The sequence below is a fragment of the Bacillus sp. SB49 genome (assembly GCF_000469135.2).
GTDB lineage: Bacteria > Bacillota > Bacilli > Bacillales > Halobacillaceae > Halobacillus.
In genome coordinates this window covers 3,393,033-3,408,823 of the sequence record NZ_CP048117.1, presented here as the reverse complement: position 1 = coordinate 3,408,823, position 15,791 = coordinate 3,393,033, and the positions used below count along the sequence as shown (strand labels likewise).

At 46.3% G+C, this 15,791-nt stretch carries 15 protein-coding genes and 1 riboswitch; of the genes, 10 read left to right on the top strand and 5 right to left on the bottom strand.

Going from position 1 to position 15,791, the window contains the following annotated elements; genetic code table 11:
* Window positions 1-12: 12 nt before the first annotated feature.
* A complete protein-coding gene (locus M662_RS19610; protein WP_008635011.1) occupies window positions 13-864 on the top strand; it encodes a transglutaminase family protein in 852 nt (283 codons plus the stop codon).
* Between the two features lie 48 nt (window positions 865-912).
* On the opposite strand, the gene brnQ is transcribed toward M662_RS19610, so the two are convergent.
* A complete protein-coding gene (gene brnQ, locus M662_RS17770) occupies window positions 913-2,229 on the bottom strand; it encodes a branched-chain amino acid transport system II carrier protein (protein ID WP_026577828.1) in 1,317 nt (438 codons plus the stop codon).
* 352 nt (window positions 2,230-2,581) lie between these two features.
* Here brnQ and M662_RS17765 point away from each other — a divergent pair, with 352 nt between their 5' ends.
* The gene (locus tag M662_RS17765) at window positions 2,582-4,444 is read left to right on the top strand and encodes a cation:proton antiporter (protein ID WP_008637852.1); all 1,863 of its coding nucleotides are present in this window, start codon (window positions 2,582-2,584) and stop codon (window positions 4,442-4,444) included.
* Between the two features lie 58 nt (window positions 4,445-4,502).
* Here the strand turns inward: M662_RS17765 and M662_RS17760 are convergent, their stop codons facing one another.
* On the bottom strand, window positions 4,503-4,691 hold the full coding sequence (locus tag M662_RS17760; protein ID WP_008637851.1) for an SE1832 family protein: 189 nt from the start codon (window positions 4,689-4,691) through the stop codon (window positions 4,503-4,505).
* Between the two features lie 114 nt (window positions 4,692-4,805).
* Between M662_RS17760 and M662_RS17755 the strand changes: the two genes are divergently transcribed.
* Window positions 4,806-5,645, top strand: a complete 840-nt coding sequence (locus tag M662_RS17755) for a GNAT family N-acetyltransferase (protein ID WP_026577829.1) — start codon at window positions 4,806-4,808, stop codon at window positions 5,643-5,645.
* Between the two features lie 43 nt (window positions 5,646-5,688).
* On the opposite strand, the gene M662_RS17750 is transcribed toward M662_RS17755, so the two are convergent.
* Entirely contained in the window at window positions 5,689-6,882 is a 1,194-nt protein-coding gene (locus tag M662_RS17750) for an MFS transporter (RefSeq protein ID WP_026577830.1), read from the bottom strand.
* Window positions 6,883-6,953: 71 nt separating this feature from the next.
* Window positions 6,954-8,024: an AI-2E family transporter gene (locus M662_RS17745; protein WP_008637847.1), complete on the bottom strand. Its 1,071-nt coding sequence runs from the start codon at window positions 8,022-8,024 to the stop codon at window positions 6,954-6,956.
* 148 nt (window positions 8,025-8,172) lie between these two features.
* Between M662_RS17745 and pepT the strand changes: the two genes are divergently transcribed.
* From pepT to M662_RS17720, 5 genes are all read left to right on the top strand, one after another.
* A complete protein-coding gene (pepT, locus tag M662_RS17740) occupies window positions 8,173-9,402 on the top strand; it encodes a peptidase T (protein WP_026577831.1) in 1,230 nt (409 codons plus the stop codon).
* A 318-nt stretch (window positions 9,403-9,720) separates the two neighbouring features.
* On the top strand, window positions 9,721-10,494 hold the full coding sequence (locus M662_RS17735) for a TerC family protein (RefSeq protein ID WP_026577832.1): 774 nt from the start codon (window positions 9,721-9,723) through the stop codon (window positions 10,492-10,494).
* Between the two features lie 229 nt (window positions 10,495-10,723).
* Window positions 10,724-10,918: an SE1561 family protein gene (locus M662_RS17730; RefSeq protein ID WP_008632208.1), complete on the top strand. Its 195-nt coding sequence runs from the start codon at window positions 10,724-10,726 to the stop codon at window positions 10,916-10,918.
* Entirely contained in the window at window positions 10,915-11,388 is a 474-nt protein-coding gene (locus M662_RS17725; RefSeq protein WP_008632210.1) for a GNAT family N-acetyltransferase, read from the top strand. Before M662_RS17730 ends, M662_RS17725 begins: the two co-directional genes overlap by 4 nt.
* An 18-nt stretch (window positions 11,389-11,406) precedes the next feature.
* A complete protein-coding gene (locus M662_RS17720) occupies window positions 11,407-11,862 on the top strand; it encodes an OsmC family protein (protein ID WP_026577833.1) in 456 nt (151 codons plus the stop codon).
* A 55-nt stretch (window positions 11,863-11,917) separates the two neighbouring features.
* Here the strand turns inward: M662_RS17720 and M662_RS17715 are convergent, their stop codons facing one another.
* Window positions 11,918-13,582, bottom strand: a complete 1,665-nt coding sequence (locus M662_RS17715) for a glycoside hydrolase family 13 protein (RefSeq protein WP_026577834.1) — start codon at window positions 13,580-13,582, stop codon at window positions 11,918-11,920.
* Between the two features lie 250 nt (window positions 13,583-13,832).
* Here M662_RS17715 and M662_RS17710 point away from each other — a divergent pair, with 250 nt between their 5' ends.
* Together M662_RS17710 and ribD are read left to right on the top strand one after the other, a co-directional pair.
* On the top strand, window positions 13,833-14,348 hold the full coding sequence (locus M662_RS17710) for a hypothetical protein (protein ID WP_008632218.1): 516 nt from the start codon (window positions 13,833-13,835) through the stop codon (window positions 14,346-14,348).
* A 70-nt stretch (window positions 14,349-14,418) separates the two neighbouring features.
* A riboswitch (FMN riboswitch) is annotated at window positions 14,419-14,568 on the top strand.
* 130 nt (window positions 14,569-14,698) lie between these two features.
* The gene (gene ribD / locus M662_RS17705; RefSeq protein ID WP_026577835.1) at window positions 14,699-15,790 is read left to right on the top strand and encodes a bifunctional diaminohydroxyphosphoribosylaminopyrimidine deaminase/5-amino-6-(5-phosphoribosylamino)uracil reductase RibD; all 1,092 of its coding nucleotides are present in this window, start codon (window positions 14,699-14,701) and stop codon (window positions 15,788-15,790) included.
* Window position 15,791 lies beyond the last annotated feature (1 nt).

Genomic DNA, 15,791 nt, shown 5'->3' with positions numbered 1-15,791 from the left:
GGAGGAATACAGATGAAATACCACATAGAACATACCAATACATTTCAATACGACAGCCCTGTGGATCAAAGTATGAACCACATCCGGTTAAAGCCGAGAACCGATGAATGCCAACGGTTGCTGACCTATCGGACGGAGATCACTCCGGGGTCCATGACGAAAGAACATATCGACTTATGGGGGAACCATGTAGAGACATTCTTCATACCGGAGAAACACGACCACTTAATGCTGAAGACGAGTTCAACTGTCAGCATTCAAAAAAGCCCTTTCATCCGAATGATCACCTGTTCGGATGAAATGAGAGAGATTTTCCATTCGGAATTGTTCCATCACCATTACCTGGCTTATTTAAATGATACGCCATACACTTTCTTATATAAGAACCAAGTGGAAGATATTATGAAGGAGGTAGGCGGTGCGGAAGACCCCGTGCGATTCTCGCTGCGTCTGATGGAATACCTGCATCAATCTATTTCCTATGACACTATGACCACAGAAGTGAGTACAAAAGCCCATGAGTCGTGGCCGCTGAAAGCGGGCGTATGTCAGGATTATGCCCACGTGATGCTCGGTGTGCTTCGTTCCCAGGGGATACCTTCCAGATACGTCAGCGGATACTTATACGTAGGTGAAGACTCGGCGTTGGTAGGAGATGCAGCGACACATGCCTGGGTGGAAGTAATGGTACCCGGCATCGGTTGGGTTGGCCTTGACCCGACGAACAATGTGGAAGCTCTCGAACAACATATCCGAATTGGAACAGGGCGGGACTATGCAGATGTCAGTCCTCTCCAAGGAGTATATCGTGGAGGCGGGCAGAGCCTTGATGTGAAAGTAAGCGTCACGCTTCTGCATCAATAATAAAGAAAAAATCCCTCTTCTGTATGAAGAGGGATTTTAAGTAAGCTGTTAATTCTGGTAGCTTTCCTTGTGGTTCGGTTGTCCTTTAATCGAATGAATGATCAACCCGATTAATCCTCCGACAATTGCCGGCACGATCCAGGCCAAACTGAAATCGTAAAACGGCAGATGGCTGATGATGGGTTCCAGCAGAGAAACGTCCGTCCCAAAAGCTTTCAGTCCGTCATACAGTCCGATAATAGCTGTAAATAGAACAGCACCTCTGTACACATAAGGGGAGTGCTGGAACAGTTTTCCCATGAAGGTAAGAGCGACTAGAACGATAGTAATCGGGTAAACGAAAACAAGTACAGGAACAGAATAGGCAATAATTTGATTCAGTCCGATATTAGCAATCGCAAAGCTGAGCAGCGTAACGAGCAGGTTGATCTGTGTATAAGACAATCCTTTGATCCGGTTGGAGAAGAACTGTGCGCAGGCAACGTTTAATCCGACACATGTCGTGAAACATGCAAGTCCTACAATGACACCGAGCAGGATGGTACCAAGATCTCCAAACATAATGGTAGCAGCGCCGGAAAGAATGGCACTTCCGTTCTCATACGTTCCTTCTGTAGCCATCCGGGCACCAATCCATCCAATGGAAACGTACACAGCGATTAAACCAATGGCTGTCACCAGTCCGGCTTTCAATGTACGATAAGTAATTTCCCTCGGTTTCGTTACCCCGCGCTCGCGGAAGGATGACACGACAATCAAACCGAAAGCAAGCGAAGCGATAGCATCCATCGTTAAATAACCTTCAACAAAACCGGAGAAAAAAGGCTGCTCTGCATACTTTGGTTCAGGCGGTTGTATGGGACCATCCAATAAGAAAAAGCTGCCGATAACCAATCCTAAAATTGCCAGGAAAAGCATGGGTGTCAAGATCTGTCCCACACGGTCCACCAGCTTGGATGGGTTTCGGGCAACGATGTAGACCAAGACAAAGAATATAACGGTGAACACCAACAAGGCATAAGAAGCACCATTCGTAAATGGAGCGACTCCTGTTTCGAAAGCTACGTTGGCAGCTCTTGGAATAGCGAAAAATGGACCGATCACAAGATAAACCATAGAGGTGAACAACAGACCGAATGTAGGGTGCAGTCTACCTGCGAGCTGGACGGCTCCATTCTTGACGAGTGAAATGGCTGCAATTGTGACTATAGGCAGGCCTACCCCGGTGATTACGAAACCAATGATTGCGGGAATATAAGAAGTACCTGATTCAAACCCTAAGGAAATGGGGTATATTAAGTTTCCGGCACCGAAAAATAGAGCAAACAAAGTAAACCCGATCACAATGGTATCTTTTGCTTTCATAAACTTGCTCCTCCTCTTAGATGTCTCTATATTTTGCGTAAAAAAACCGCTCTTATCCACGGCAAGAGCGAGGCACACTATGGTACTTTAAACGAATTTTTCGACAAAAACAATCAATTTTCTTCATTCACCGGAGTAATACTATCAATTTCAAAAAATTATGTCAACGATTTATTAGAAAATTTAAAAGGTTATGATTTCCATGGCGGTATGATTTTCCTATATTCAGGAAGGATTTAGGGAGCGCCCCTTCTTGGTTTACAGACGAGGGGGAGGTCGATAGAATGTGTTCTATATAAAAATAAGAAAAAAAGGTACATATACACATTCATAATATAAAGGAGTTTATTCTATGGTGGATTCGCTGTTACTTCAATTCATGTTAATAGGTTTTCTAGGTATCGGTTCCCAATGGGTGGCTTGGAGGTTTCGCCTTCCAGCCATCGTCGTTATGTCGATTGCGGGGCTGCTTGCAGGTCCGGTATTCGGGTTAATGAATCCGGAACAGGATTTTGGTGAGTTGTACAGTCCGATTATCTCTTTGGCGGTAGCTGTCATTCTTTTTGAAGGAAGTTTGAACCTTGACTTCAAAGAAGTGAAGGGGCTTGGAAAGCCGGTGTTTCGAATTGTTACATTAGGAGCCTTCCTGAGCTGGATCTTAGGTTCTCTGGCAGCCCACTATGTTGCCGGACTATCGTGGGCAGTCGCTTTCACGATCGGCGGGTTATTTATCGTAACAGGACCAACCGTCATCCTGCCATTGCTCAGGCAGGCGAAATTAAAACCCAGACCGGCAAAGATTCTCAAGTGGGAAGGAATTATCGTGGATCCGATCGGGGCACTGCTCGCAGTCTTTGCATTCGAATTCATCGTGTTCTTTATGGAGGAAAGTGCGAGCCCTACATCTCTTCTTCTATTCTTTGCAGCTTCCGCATTCGCTGTCTTTCTCGGCTGGGTATGTGGGAAAGGGACAGGGTGGATGTTTGAAACCGGTTATGTACCGGAATTTCTGAAATCACCAGTCGTCTTCACGATCGTTATTGCATGCTTTACCATCGCTGATGAGATCATGCATGAAACAGGGCTTCTATCCGTGACGGCTATGGGGATGACTCTTGCCAATATGCACATATCATCCATTGCAGATATGCGGCATTTCAAAGAGAATATTTCCCTGTTGCTAATATCGACAATCTTTGTCATGTTGACGGCTTCTTTAACGGTAGATACGCTGCTTGAAATATTTAATCTGCAAATTATCGGGTTCGTTATTTTGATGTTGTTCGTCGTCCGGCCGTTGTCGATTTTCCTGTCTACAGCAGGAACGGGGTTGTCCAAATCTGAAAAACTGTTAGTGGGATGGATTGCTCCAAGGGGAATCGTTGCTTTGACCGTTGCAAGTTACTTTGCCAGCGTTTTATTGGATGCAGGGTTTGAAGATGCTTCGATTCTTATTTCCCTTACGTTTGCGCTGGTATTTACAACGGTAGTGGCTCACGGGTTCTCCATTGGATGGCTTGCAAAGAAACTTGGCTTGTCTATGGAAGGGCCTCCCGGCGTTCTCATTGCTGGTGGAAGTGCGTTTACTACAGGTCTCGCCAAGGTGCTGGAAGAGCTGAAAATTCCGGTTCTTCTGACAGACTCCTCCTGGCAGAAACTTTCCCGTGCAAGATCTCGGGGGATCGAATCGTATCACGGCGAAATCCTGTCCGAACAGACGGAATATTATTTAGATATGACGCCGTATGAGTATTTAATTGCTGCATCGGAGATGGATTCTTATAATGCGCTGGTCTGTACGACATTTGTTCCAGAATTCGGGAGGAACAACTGCTTTCAGTTGAGCTTGAGCAATGCAGAAGGGGATAATCTGGAAAGCCTAGTCCATACCATCGGCGGGCGTGTGTTGTTCGAAGAAGGTGCATCATGGGAAGAAATGAATGCTCGGGTGGAAAACGGATATGTGTTCCGTAAGACCACCATCACGGACCAATACACGTTTGATAACTATCGGGACAATGTGGATGAGCATGCCATGCTCCTTTTCGTGAAGCGTCCGACGGGGAAAGTGGACTTCTTTACTCCTGACATGGAATATCGTCCGGAGAATGGGGATATCATCGTCTCCTTGATGCCTCCGAGCAAAGAGTTCGAGAAGATTCAGGAACGATTGGAAGACCAGAGGAAAGAACAAGAAAAACAGAAGGAAGACTAATAAGAGCAAAAAGGTGGAGGGTTATACCCTCCACCTTTTTGCATTTGTTTCGTTGTATTTATTTAGTTGTTTCTGCCTGTTTCAGTTTAGTGTTCAGTTCTTTAAGCTCTGCTTCCATCCTCTCCAGCTGCTTTTCGGCATTACGGACATTGCCGCCGGCAGCTTCCAGTTTATCAAGATCCCCCTGGATACGGATATAGTCGGATTTAAGGAATGTGATTTGATCTTGTATTTCTTTTTTAGTCATCATACATGCTCCTTTCCGTTGTTGCTGGATGATTAGTCGGGACGTATAATAGAAGAACTATCCATATTCAGAATTTTAACAAAAAATCATGAAAGAAGAAAAGGGGGAAGAGGAATGGTTGTACGAAAAGAAACAGACCCGGTCACTTTTTTGAATCAAGTAGAGGGGCTGTTGATGCATGGGGAAGCTCAAAATAATCTGCCGCTTGGCCTCCTTGAAGATAGGAAGCGGACGGGTACAGATCAGGTCTGTCATATGCTTACAGTCATAGAAAGAGAAAATCCGGTTTATGCAGCACTCCGGACACCGCCGCACTTATGGATTCTTCCTTCAACAGAGGTCATGGAGAAACCTTTCATAAAACAGCTGGTCGATTATTTGCATGGTGGGAACTATGAGGTTCCCGGCGTGCTTGGAGATCGCCGTGCTGTTCAATGGTTTGTAGAAGAATGGGAAAACGTTTCAGGATTGAAAGGGTCCCTGCATATGGAACAGGGGATTTATCGTCTGGATGATCTGCAACCCATTGCGGATGCTCCGGGGGAACTTGTGCCGGCTGTGGAATCTGATCTGCCGCTTCTGCAGGCATGGATGTATCAATTTGGTATAGAAACGGGCGAGAAGAACATTTCTGAGCGTGCAGAAGTATTGGCAGCGGAAATGGTGGAGGAGCGTAAAATCTATTTGTGGAAAGTAGATGGAGAACCGGTTTCCATGGCGGCAAGAGCAAGAGCGACGAAGAATGGAGCGACCATTAACGCTGTGTACACACCGGATATATTCAAGCGTAACGGATATGCATCTAAGGCTGTCTGGCACTTAACGGATAAGCTCTTGCGGAGCGGATACCGATTCTGTTCTCTCTACACGGATATGGCCAATCCCACATCGAACTCGATATATAAACGGATCGGATACAAGCACGCAGGGGATTCGATCGTCTATACTTTTTGAATTGAAAAATGCGGAGGACAGCAGTCCTCCGCATTTGTTTGTTCTATCTTGGTGCCTGCCACGGTTCCGTTTGTTTTCGTTGGTCTAAGAAAGTAAGAATCATAACGACGAGGAACAAAAAGCTGGACAGTTTAAATAAGGTAGCCGTCTCTACAAACTGATAAACGAATCCAAGCAGGAAGGCACTTGCCCCGATTCCTAAATCGATGGATGAATAATACATGCCGTTGGCGATTCCGCTGCGCTCGGTCGTCGTTTTTGATATAACCCATGCCTGCAGGGCGGGCATCATGGAGCCGTAGCCTAATCCAAACAACGAACCGGCGATGATCAAGTCCACGTTCGAGTTGGATAATGCAAGGAGCCACATGGCGATGAAAGACAGGCCGGAACAAACGATAATCAGCTTCCAAGGTCCGTGTTTATCGAAATACCTTCCGGTGATTGGACGCGACAGGGTGGCGAATAATGCATTAAAGAAATAAAACAAGAACGTACCACTGAGTCCCTGCTCATTCCCGAAGATGACAATATAAGTAATGACAGAACCGTATCCGAAGGTGTTTAGGATGGTGACAAGCGCTGGATACCAGCTCTTTTTCTCGACAAGCGACCCGACGAAGGAGAATTTCGGAGGGTTTTTTTGATTTTCATAGACCTGCGGCGGTGTGACAAAAGACGTGAAGGAAAACAGGATGATGGCAATGACTCCAAGCCCCGCAGAAATCCACACGAGGAGATCGAAAGAGTAGTTCTGATAAAGGAAGATACCGATACTGGGTGCCATAATCATACCGACTGTAACGGACAGTCCGAAATAGCCCATGCCTTCCCCGACCCTGCGCCTTGGTACGAGGTCGACGGCGGCGGTACCGTTGACGGTGGTGGACCACCCCCAGGCGATTCCGTGGATGAATCGGATGATCAGGAGTGCGACGACAACCTGAGTGACCGGGTACAATACGGTCATGATCAGTAAGGATACGGATCCGACCATGACGAGTACCTTGCGCGGCCTTGTCATGAGCATATGACCGATGAACGGCCGGATGATGATTGCAGCAAAGGCGAAGGTCGTCGTGATAAGTCCTACCTGAAGGCTGGTTCCACCAATGGATTCTATGTATGGAGGTAAGTTAGGGAGAAGCATTTGAAAACTCATGAATGTGAACAGGTTGGCAATGATCAGGAAAATGAATGGCAGCGTCCATAGCTTCTGTTGTGTAGAATGTGTCATTTTAATGGTCCTCTCTTTCTGTCAAAAAGGAAACCCGTCATGCACAGAGCACGACAGGCTTCACTGGAATCTTAAGTTGTCTCTGACTTTCGTTCTATCCACTCATGATAGAAGTGGCTGATGACTGTTTTAATGACGGCATAGGCAGGAATCGCGAACAATAACCCGATGAAACCGGCCAGGCTGCCGGCAGCCAGGATCAGTGTGATGATTGTCAGCGGATGGATGCTTAATGCTTTACCCATCACGTTAGGAGATACGAAGTTGCCTTCCAGCTGTTGGGCGATAACGGTAATGACAGCTACCCATACGGCAAGCATCGGGTCCTGGAAAAAGGCAACCAGAATAGCCGGGATGACCGCTAGAAATGGTCCGACGAACGGAATGACGTTCATTGCCATTGCAAACAAGGAGAGTGTCAAAGAATATTTCAGCCCTATAATTAAGTAGCCGATCAACAGAAGCAGCCCGACGACGATACTCACGGTAAGCTGCCCGAGAATAAAGGAATTCAAGGTCCGGTCTACTGATCCCGAAAGTTTACGGAAGCTTTCAGCTGTTTTCTCAGGCAAGAATTGAGTAATAAATGGTACGAGCTTATCTCCGTCCTTCAACATGAAGAAAAGGAAGAATGGAATCAATACGAGAGCAAACACAAAACCGATGAGCTGGCTGATGAAGTTGATGATGATCATCGATGCGTTTTGAACATAAGACTCCAGGTTCTCGGCAAATCCTGAGATGGTGTCATTGAATTCATCCGGAATAATATCCTGATTCTGCTGCCAGTAGGTGACAGCATCACTGACCGCATTTGCCATTGCAGGAATGTTATCGATCAGCCTGGTAAACTGCTCCTGAGCGATCGGAGCGATGAAGCGGCTGATCAGAAACCCGATAAACAGGAATAACGCGAAGACAATGATAATTGCCAGTACACGAGGGATGCGGTTCTTCTCAAGGAAGTGCATAATTGGACGTGATATATAGAAAAGAATCCCTCCTCCGATCAGCGGTACGGCGATTGCACCGATATATGTCAGGACAGGTTCAAAGAAAAAACTGATTTCATGCAGCAGAAGAATGAGTAATACGACTAAAACGGCAGCCACAAGGGCTTGGAACCAACGCTTATGTATCAAGGACACACACACCTTTATGGAAAGTTTTTTTGGAAGGATGTTTGTTTTATATAATAAGAATACCAAAAAATGACGTGAAGCAGTACACTTACTTTAGGAGCTTGAAATCGCTACACTTGGTATAGAACACTAGAAGGAGGATACCGATATGCAGAAGGAATTGTTAGAACGTTTCATTTCTTATGTGAAGATGAATACTCAATCCAATGAGGAAAGCAGTCAGACACCATCCACCGACGGGCAATGGGATTTGGCACGTCAGTTAGTGGAGGAATTGAAAGCCATCGGGATGGAGGATGTAACCATAGATGAGCATGCGTATGTGATGGCTACACTGCCTGCAAACACAAAGAAGGAAGTACCGACAATCGGCTTTCTTGCTCACATCGACACAGCTACTGATTTTACAGGTGAAGGAGTAAATCCACAGATCATTAAATATGAGGGAGGACCGGTTCAACTGAACGAAAGTACAGCCCTTACACCGGATGAATTTCCTGAACTTGCTACATATAAAGGAGAGACGCTCATCACCACAGATGGCACGACATTACTTGGTGCTGATAATAAAGCCGGAATTACGGAAATCATGACCGCGATGGATTATTTGATTCAGCATCCGGAAATAAAGCATGGAGAAATCCGCGTCGCATTCACGCCGGATGAAGAAATCGGACGGGGGCCCCATAAGTTTGATGTCAACAGGTTTGCAGCCTCCTATGCTTATACCGTAGACGGGGGTCCGGTAGGCGAGCTGCAATATGAAAGCTTTAATGCCGCAGCTGCCCGCGTGACGTTCCATGGTCACAGCGTGCATCCGGGCACGGCTAAAGGGAAAATGGTAAACGCGCTGAAACTGGCTGTGGAATTCCAGCAGCAGCTCCCTCAGAACGAAGCGCCGGAACATACCGAAGAATATGAAGGCTTTTATCATCTGCATACGTTCAAAGGCGATGTGGAGGAGGCGGTACTTAACTATTTGATCCGTGATCATGATAAAGCAGAGTTTGAAAACAGGAAACAAAACCTGAAACGATTGGCCGCAGAATTGGAAGACGCATACGGAAAGCACCGCGTTTCCCTGGAAATCAATGATCAGTATTATAATATGGGCGAGAAGATTGCTCCTGTGAAGCACATCGTCGATATTGCCTACGAGGCGATGGAGAATTTGGAAATCGAACCACTAGTCAAACCGATCCGTGGCGGAACGGATGGTTCCCAATTATCCTACATGGGGCTGCCGACTCCGAACATTTTCACAGGCGGGGAGAACTTCCACGGCAAATACGAGTACATTTCCTTGGAAAGCATGGAGAAAGCAACCCGTACCATTGTAGAAATCTCCCGGTTATTTGAAGAGAAGGCAGGGGAATGACGACTGCTGTCCTGTTCATCAAACGCTCATTTAATCCTTTTGTATAAGCTTAGTCCTATGCTCCATACTAAGGTTGTAAAAAAGTGGGTGAAAGCCGTTGACTTTCGAAGGTCGCGTGCTATGATAGGAATAGATTCAGCGTTCCTTAAAGGGGAGTAGCTTATACAATAAAGTCGTCATTTCGGGATGGATCCCCGGCTTTATTGGCAACGTTCGTTGTTAGCGAGACCTTTACCCACTGTGGTAAAGGTCTATTTATTTATAGTCCTGTCCACCACAGTGGCCGGGACTATTTTTAATGGAAAAGGAGACAGAATAGTGGATGCTCAATTATTGATCGAGTATGGCTGGGTATTAATTGTTTTAGTCGGGTTGGAAGGTATACTGGCAGCAGATAATGCGCTGGTGTTGGCAATCATGGTCAAACACCTGCCGGAGGAAAAGCGGAAGAAGGCGCTGTTTTACGGATTGGCTGGTGCATTCATACTTAGATTTGGTTCCTTGTTCGTCATTTCCTTTCTTGTGGATGTGTGGCAGGTACAGGCGCTTGGAGCTGCATATCTGTTATTCATATCAGGAAAGCACTTATTTGATAAATGGAGAGAGCGTGGAAAAGAGGAAGAAGAAGAGGTCGTCGCCGTTGAGAATCAGCGGGGGAAAGGTTTCTGGGCAACGGTTTTAAAAGTGGAACTTGCTGATTTGGCCTTTGCGGTCGATTCGATTCTTGCTGCGGTAGCTCTTGCAGTCGCTTTGCCGGAAACACCTCTTCCGGAAGTGGGGAGTTTGGACGGTGGGCAATTCGCTGTCATCCTTGCGGGAGGTATGATTGGAATCATCATCATGCGTTTTGCGGCCAACGTTTTCGTTAAATTGTTGAAATCACGACCTGGATTGGAAATTGCTGCCTTTGTCATCGTCGGATGGGTAGGGGTAAAGCTCGTCGTTTCTACATTAGCCCACCCGAATATTCAGATTCTCGATGAGCACTTCGCTCATTCTACGACGTGGAAGCTGATCTTCTACTCTATCCTCGTGTTGATTGCCGTTCTTGGGTGGTTCTTGTCAGGAAAGAAAGAAGTACAGGAAGACTGAGAAAGGAAAGAGCATGCAGTTTGTTATATCTCCCTTCGTAATGTTGATGGTTCGGAGTTCCGCAGCTGTAGTGGTCCGACATCTTAATAGGATTCTTAACTAAGTTAAAGGTAAGAGCGGCAGGGTATGCCGCTTTTTTTGTGCCAAATTCTTTTCAACCCACATACCGGCAGGTTAAGATAGAAGTAATAACGATGGAGTGACTAACTATGACAGGAGGGTTTTATCGATGGGCAAAGCCGTACAGCATCCTTCCGAACAGTTTCATTACATTAAGAATCGGATTCATATGTTGAATCAAGTCGTGTCTACCATGGAATCGGAAGACGTGGATATGGAAGATTTCAACAGGGTCCTGGATATGATTGAACAGTTGCAGATGAAAATGACCCGGTTTAAACAGGACTGGGAGAAAAGCGAATGAATGATATCTGGAAGTTCACCAAAATGACCCAGCAGGAGGCGGAAACGATCGCCGAATGGAAGTACCCTGCCCCTTATGACTTTTATGACATGACAGCGGATGAAGAGGATTACGTGGAATTCATTGATCCAGTTAGAAGAAATCCAGAGACGTACAGTGTCAGCCAGGGAGGAAGCCTCATTGGGTTTTTCAGCTTTACCAAGAACACAGCTGTGGACATCAGCCTGGGACTGCATCCGGAACGTACCGGGAAAGGCGAAGGGGAATACTTTCTCAAACAAGTGCTTCTGTTTGGCCGGTCCCTGTACGGAAACAGACGCTTCACTTTAGCTGTAGCCGCTTTTAATAAACGGGCGATTCGTGTTTATGAGCGGTGCGGTTTTTCTTGCACGAAGAGTTTCGAGCAGGCGACAAATGGAGATGTGTTTGATTTTATCGCTATGGAGCATCAAGGATCGAGGACCCCTTAGATAAGGAGAGGAAATAGAATGGCAGATCATCATTTTTACTTGAAAGCCGAATGGCCGGGAGGACGCAACGAAGTCGGCCATATCGATGCAGGAAACTTAAAGACGAAAATATCCATACCCGCAAGCATGGACGGGCCTGAAGTAGGCACGAACCCCGACGAAATGCTGTTGGGAGCAGCTTCAACGTGCTATATCATAAGTCTGGCCGCCATGATTGAGCGTGCCGACCTGCCTTTGCAGGAAATGGATATGGACTCGGAAGGAATTGTCGACGTTACCAATGGTGTTTTTACTTATAAGACGATTATCCATCGTCCACGCGTCGTTTTAAAGTCCGATTCTGATGAAAAGCAATTATCCAAGCTGAACCGTTTGGTGGAGAAGGCAGAAAAAAGCTGTATGATCTCCCGCGCGATCGAAGGAAATGTTGAACTTCGTCTGGAGGCGGATGTAAGGATCGCCGATGCTGAATAAAAAAAGGAGTGTCTCTGGCTTTTGCGGCGGGAGACACTCCTTTTTTCTGTTGTATTTAGTTGTTTGAAACGATATATACACGTGCTTCAAACGGTTTGAGTGGAAATTCCTTTGCTTGTATATGCTTTGGTACTTCCATATTGGACAAGACGAGAGCACTGGAATCGAGGGAGAAAGAAGATTGAACACGGGCGACGCTGCCGGTCAAATTAGCAAAGACGATCGCTGTCTTGTCATGGAGCGTACGCGTGTATGCGTAAATGTGTGGATCGTCTTCCATGATCAATTCGTACGTGCCGTATGTGAAAAGATCATGGTCTTTCTTCAGGCGGATCAGATTCTTGTAATGATTAAGAATCGATGCGGGGTTGTTTTCCTGATCAGCGACATTAATGGTCTGGTAGTTTGGATTGACTTGGATCCACGGATCTCCAGTAGTGAATCCCGCATTCGGTTCATCGCTCCACTGCATAGGAGTCCGACTGTTATCCCGAGATGTATTCCAAAGAATTTCCATGATTTCTTCATGAGGGACTCCCTGTTCCTTTTTCTTCTGATACAAATTCTTTGCAGCCACATCATCGTAGTCTTCGATGGAAGGGAAGGCGAAATTCGTCATGCCGATTTCCTGTCCTTGGTAAATATAGGGTGTGCCCTGCATAAGGAAATACATAGTTGCGATGGAGGTGGCACTTTCCCTCCAGTACACTTCATCATCTCCCCATGTGGACACGACACGGGCTTTGTCATGGTTCTCTACGAAGAGTGCATTCCACCCGTCTCCTTCCAAGCCTTTCTGCCAACGGGTCAGTACTTTTTTCAGTCCGGGAATATCCAACTGCTGTTCGGCATTCTGATCCCACAAGTCCAAGTGTTCAAATTGGAAGATCATATCCATCTTCCCATTCTCGCCGACCCATAAATCCGCTTCATCTGCGCTGACTCCGTTCGCTTCTCCAACGGTCATGACGTCGTAATTCGAATAGGTTTCCTCCTTGAATTCTTGAAGGAACTCGTGGATACCTTCCTGATTCATATGCATATCGAAGGAGGAGACGTACTTCTCTTTCTTTGGATTCGGCATATCAGGAAACCCCGGCCGCTTCTTGATATGGCTGATTGCATCAATGCGGAAACCGTCGATCCCTTTCTCGAGCCACCAGTTGACCGTATCGTAGAGCGCCTTCCTTACTTCGGCGTTCTCCCAGTTCAAATCCGGCTGCTTTGTAGAGAAAACGTGAAGGTAGTACTGCTCCGTCTTTTCATCCCATTCCCACGCCGATCCATCAAAAATACTCTCCCAGTTGTTCGGCTCGCTTCCTTCTTTCCCATCCTTCCAAATATACCAGTCGCGTTTTGGATTGTCTTTCGACTGCCTTGATTCCATAAACCAAGGGTGTTCATCGCTCGTATGGTTCAAAACCAAATCAATGATCAGCTTCATCCCGCGTTGGTGGACTTCCTCCAATAGACGGTCAAAATCATCCATCGTACCGAATTCTTCAAGAATATCCTGGTAATCAGAAATATCATAACCGTTGTCGTCTTTCGGAGATTTGTACATTGGACAAATCCAAATAAAATCGATGCCCATTTCTTTCAAATAGTCGAGCCGGTCGATCATTCCCTGTAAATCACCGATGCCGTCCCCGTTCGAATCCTGAAAGCTCCGCGGGTACACCTGGTAACCAACCGCTTCTTTCCACCAAACACGCTCCATAACCATCGCTCCATTTCTTTAGGAAATAAAATTATTAATGCAATCGATTGCATGACGAAGGATATCTATATAGTACTGATTATATAGAAAAATCAAAAAACATCCACTTTAAGATAAGCCTTTTTGTGCAAACGTTTTCTTTTATTTGTATCCTAATCGAATATCTTTCGATTTACAATAGGGAGAGGTGTGAAACTTATTACATGATGCAAGCGTAAGCAATAAGAGAGAATACCGGGAGGGTGATTTGATGCGCGGGTACAAAATTGCTAAGGATAAGGAACGACGTGGCATCTGTGTAAGTAATGATTGTGGAGAAGTGATCGGTGAAATTTATAAAACTTCCAAAAGAGGCTTGGAAAAGGAGAATAATTTTCTTTTTTCCTTTCGTTCTCAGGAGGTTTCTTTCGGTATTCAGAAGGGACGCATCCTTTTTGCTGCGTATCGTTATTCCATCTCAGGCATGGAATTCATCTTTAAAGACAACCCCTTGAAAAGTCTGCTTTATTTCTGTGTGGAAGGGGAGGTACGGGGAGACGCCGTAAAGCTGGAGGAGAACTGGAATAAGGAAATAGAAGTAAAAACAAAAAAGAAAGAGCTGGCGGTTATTCGTCCTTTTACATGGAAGACGGGGGCGGATCTGTCGGTTTCTGAGGATGTCACTGAAGATTCTTTCTTGTTTCCCCTGATTGTGCTAACGTATTTTTTATATAAGGTGTATAAGGACGAAACAGCATTCATCGACGGACTGATCGAATGGGTGTAAGGGATTGTCAGACGTAAGGATTGCGAATTTTGTTCGTTTCCGTTATATTTAAAGTGTTCAAATCGAATAAGAGAACCTTCGGGGTCGGGTGAAAATCCCAGCCGGCGGTAAAGAGCAGCTGCTCCAAGCCCGCGACGGAAAGTCAGTGTTAAGCACGGCTTTCCCTGATTTGGTGAAAATCCAAAGCCGACAGTTAAAGTCTGGATGGGAGAAGGTTGTAGGAACGTAATGGTACATTTCTTGAGTTAAGTGTACCCTTTGTTTGCTGTACGCAAAAAAAATTACGTTAACGACCCTGGAGAAGTATGTCTTCTTCAGGGTCTTTTTTTTCAAAAATCGGAGGGATGCAGATGGAACGCGACGAGAAATATATGTCTATGGCTGTGGAAATGGCGAGCAGCACGGTAGGGCAGACGAGCCCTAACCCTTCCGTAGCGGCTGTTGTGGTGAAAGATAACCAAGTTGTCGGCGTAGGTGTCCACGTCAAAGCAGGTGAAGCCCATGCAGAGGTGCATGCGCTGCGGATGGCCGGGGAAAAGGCGGATGGCGCAGAGATCTATGTGACGCTTGAGCCGTGCAGTCATCACGGACGCACGCCTCCTTGTGCACAAGCTGTCATAGATGCGGGAATCAGACGTGTCATCATTGCATCCCACGACCCCAATCCGAGAGTGTCAGGAAGAGGAATAGAGATGATGAGAGCGCATGGCCTGGAAGTAGAAATGGGTGTGCTGAAAGCGGAAGCCGACAAGCTGAACCGCGCTTTCTTCCATTCCATCCAGACAGGAATGCCTTATGTCCGGTTGAAATCAGCCATGAGCCTCGATGGAAAGATTGCAACATCGACAGGCGAGAGTCAGTGGATTACGGGCGAGAAAGCACGTGCTGACGGGCATCGATACCGCCACCTTTCGGACGCTATTCTCGTCGGCATCAATACAGTACTGATGGATAATCCAAAGCTGACAACAAGAATGGAAGGGCAGGGTTCCCATCCCGTTCGGATTGTCATGGATACACATTTGAGGATTCCTCCATCGTCGCAGTTAATTCAAAACGGCGAGGCGCCTACATGGATCTTTACTCTGGAGAACGATCAAAAGAAGAAAGACTTGCTCGAAGAACAGGATCATGTGGAAGTCATTCGAATGGAAGGCTCGACTATTGCCGTCGATGATGTGCTTCGCTATCTTGGAAAGAAGCGGATTACTTCCCTTCTGGTAGAAGGCGGGGCGACTATAGCGGATGCTTTCGTCCGTGCCGGGAAAGTAGATGAAACAGTAACCTATATCGCACCGAAGCTGATCGGCGGCAGAGAGGCGCTGACCCCTGTCGGAGGCAAAGGGATCCAGCAATTGAAGAACGTCCAGTCGTTTGAAGTGATCTTGACGGAAATACTGGGAGACGATGTCAAAGTCGTATCTGTGAAAAAAGGAGAGTAGA

Excerpts from the sequence above, each read along its gene's own strand:
- M662_RS17715 (WP_026577834.1), bottom strand. The coding sequence starts at position 13,582 with ATGGAGCGTGTTTGGTGGAAAGAAGCGGTTGGTTACCAGGTGTACCCG.
- M662_RS17710 (WP_008632218.1), top strand. The coding sequence starts at position 13,833 with ATGCGCGGGTACAAAATTGCTAAGGATAAGGAACGACGTGGCATCTGT.
- brnQ (WP_026577828.1), bottom strand. The coding sequence starts at position 2,229 with ATGAAAGCAAAAGATACCATTGTGATCGGGTTTACTTTGTTTGCTCTA.
- M662_RS17750 (WP_026577830.1), bottom strand. The coding sequence starts at position 6,882 with ATGACACATTCTACACAACAGAAGCTATGGACGCTGCCATTCATTTTC.
- M662_RS19610 (WP_008635011.1), top strand. The coding sequence starts at position 13 with ATGAAATACCACATAGAACATACCAATACATTTCAATACGACAGCCCT.
- M662_RS17725 (WP_008632210.1), top strand. The coding sequence starts at position 10,915 with ATGAATGATATCTGGAAGTTCACCAAAATGACCCAGCAGGAGGCGGAA.
- M662_RS17730 (WP_008632208.1), top strand. The coding sequence starts at position 10,724 with ATGGGCAAAGCCGTACAGCATCCTTCCGAACAGTTTCATTACATTAAG.
- ribD (WP_026577835.1), top strand. The coding sequence starts at position 14,699 with ATGGAACGCGACGAGAAATATATGTCTATGGCTGTGGAAATGGCGAGC.
- M662_RS17765 (WP_008637852.1), top strand. The coding sequence starts at position 2,582 with ATGGTGGATTCGCTGTTACTTCAATTCATGTTAATAGGTTTTCTAGGT.
- M662_RS17760 (WP_008637851.1), bottom strand. The coding sequence starts at position 4,691 with ATGACTAAAAAAGAAATACAAGATCAAATCACATTCCTTAAATCCGAC.
- pepT (WP_026577831.1), top strand. The coding sequence starts at position 8,173 with ATGCAGAAGGAATTGTTAGAACGTTTCATTTCTTATGTGAAGATGAAT.
- M662_RS17755 (WP_026577829.1), top strand. The coding sequence starts at position 4,806 with ATGGTTGTACGAAAAGAAACAGACCCGGTCACTTTTTTGAATCAAGTA.
- M662_RS17720 (WP_026577833.1), top strand. The coding sequence starts at position 11,407 with ATGGCAGATCATCATTTTTACTTGAAAGCCGAATGGCCGGGAGGACGC.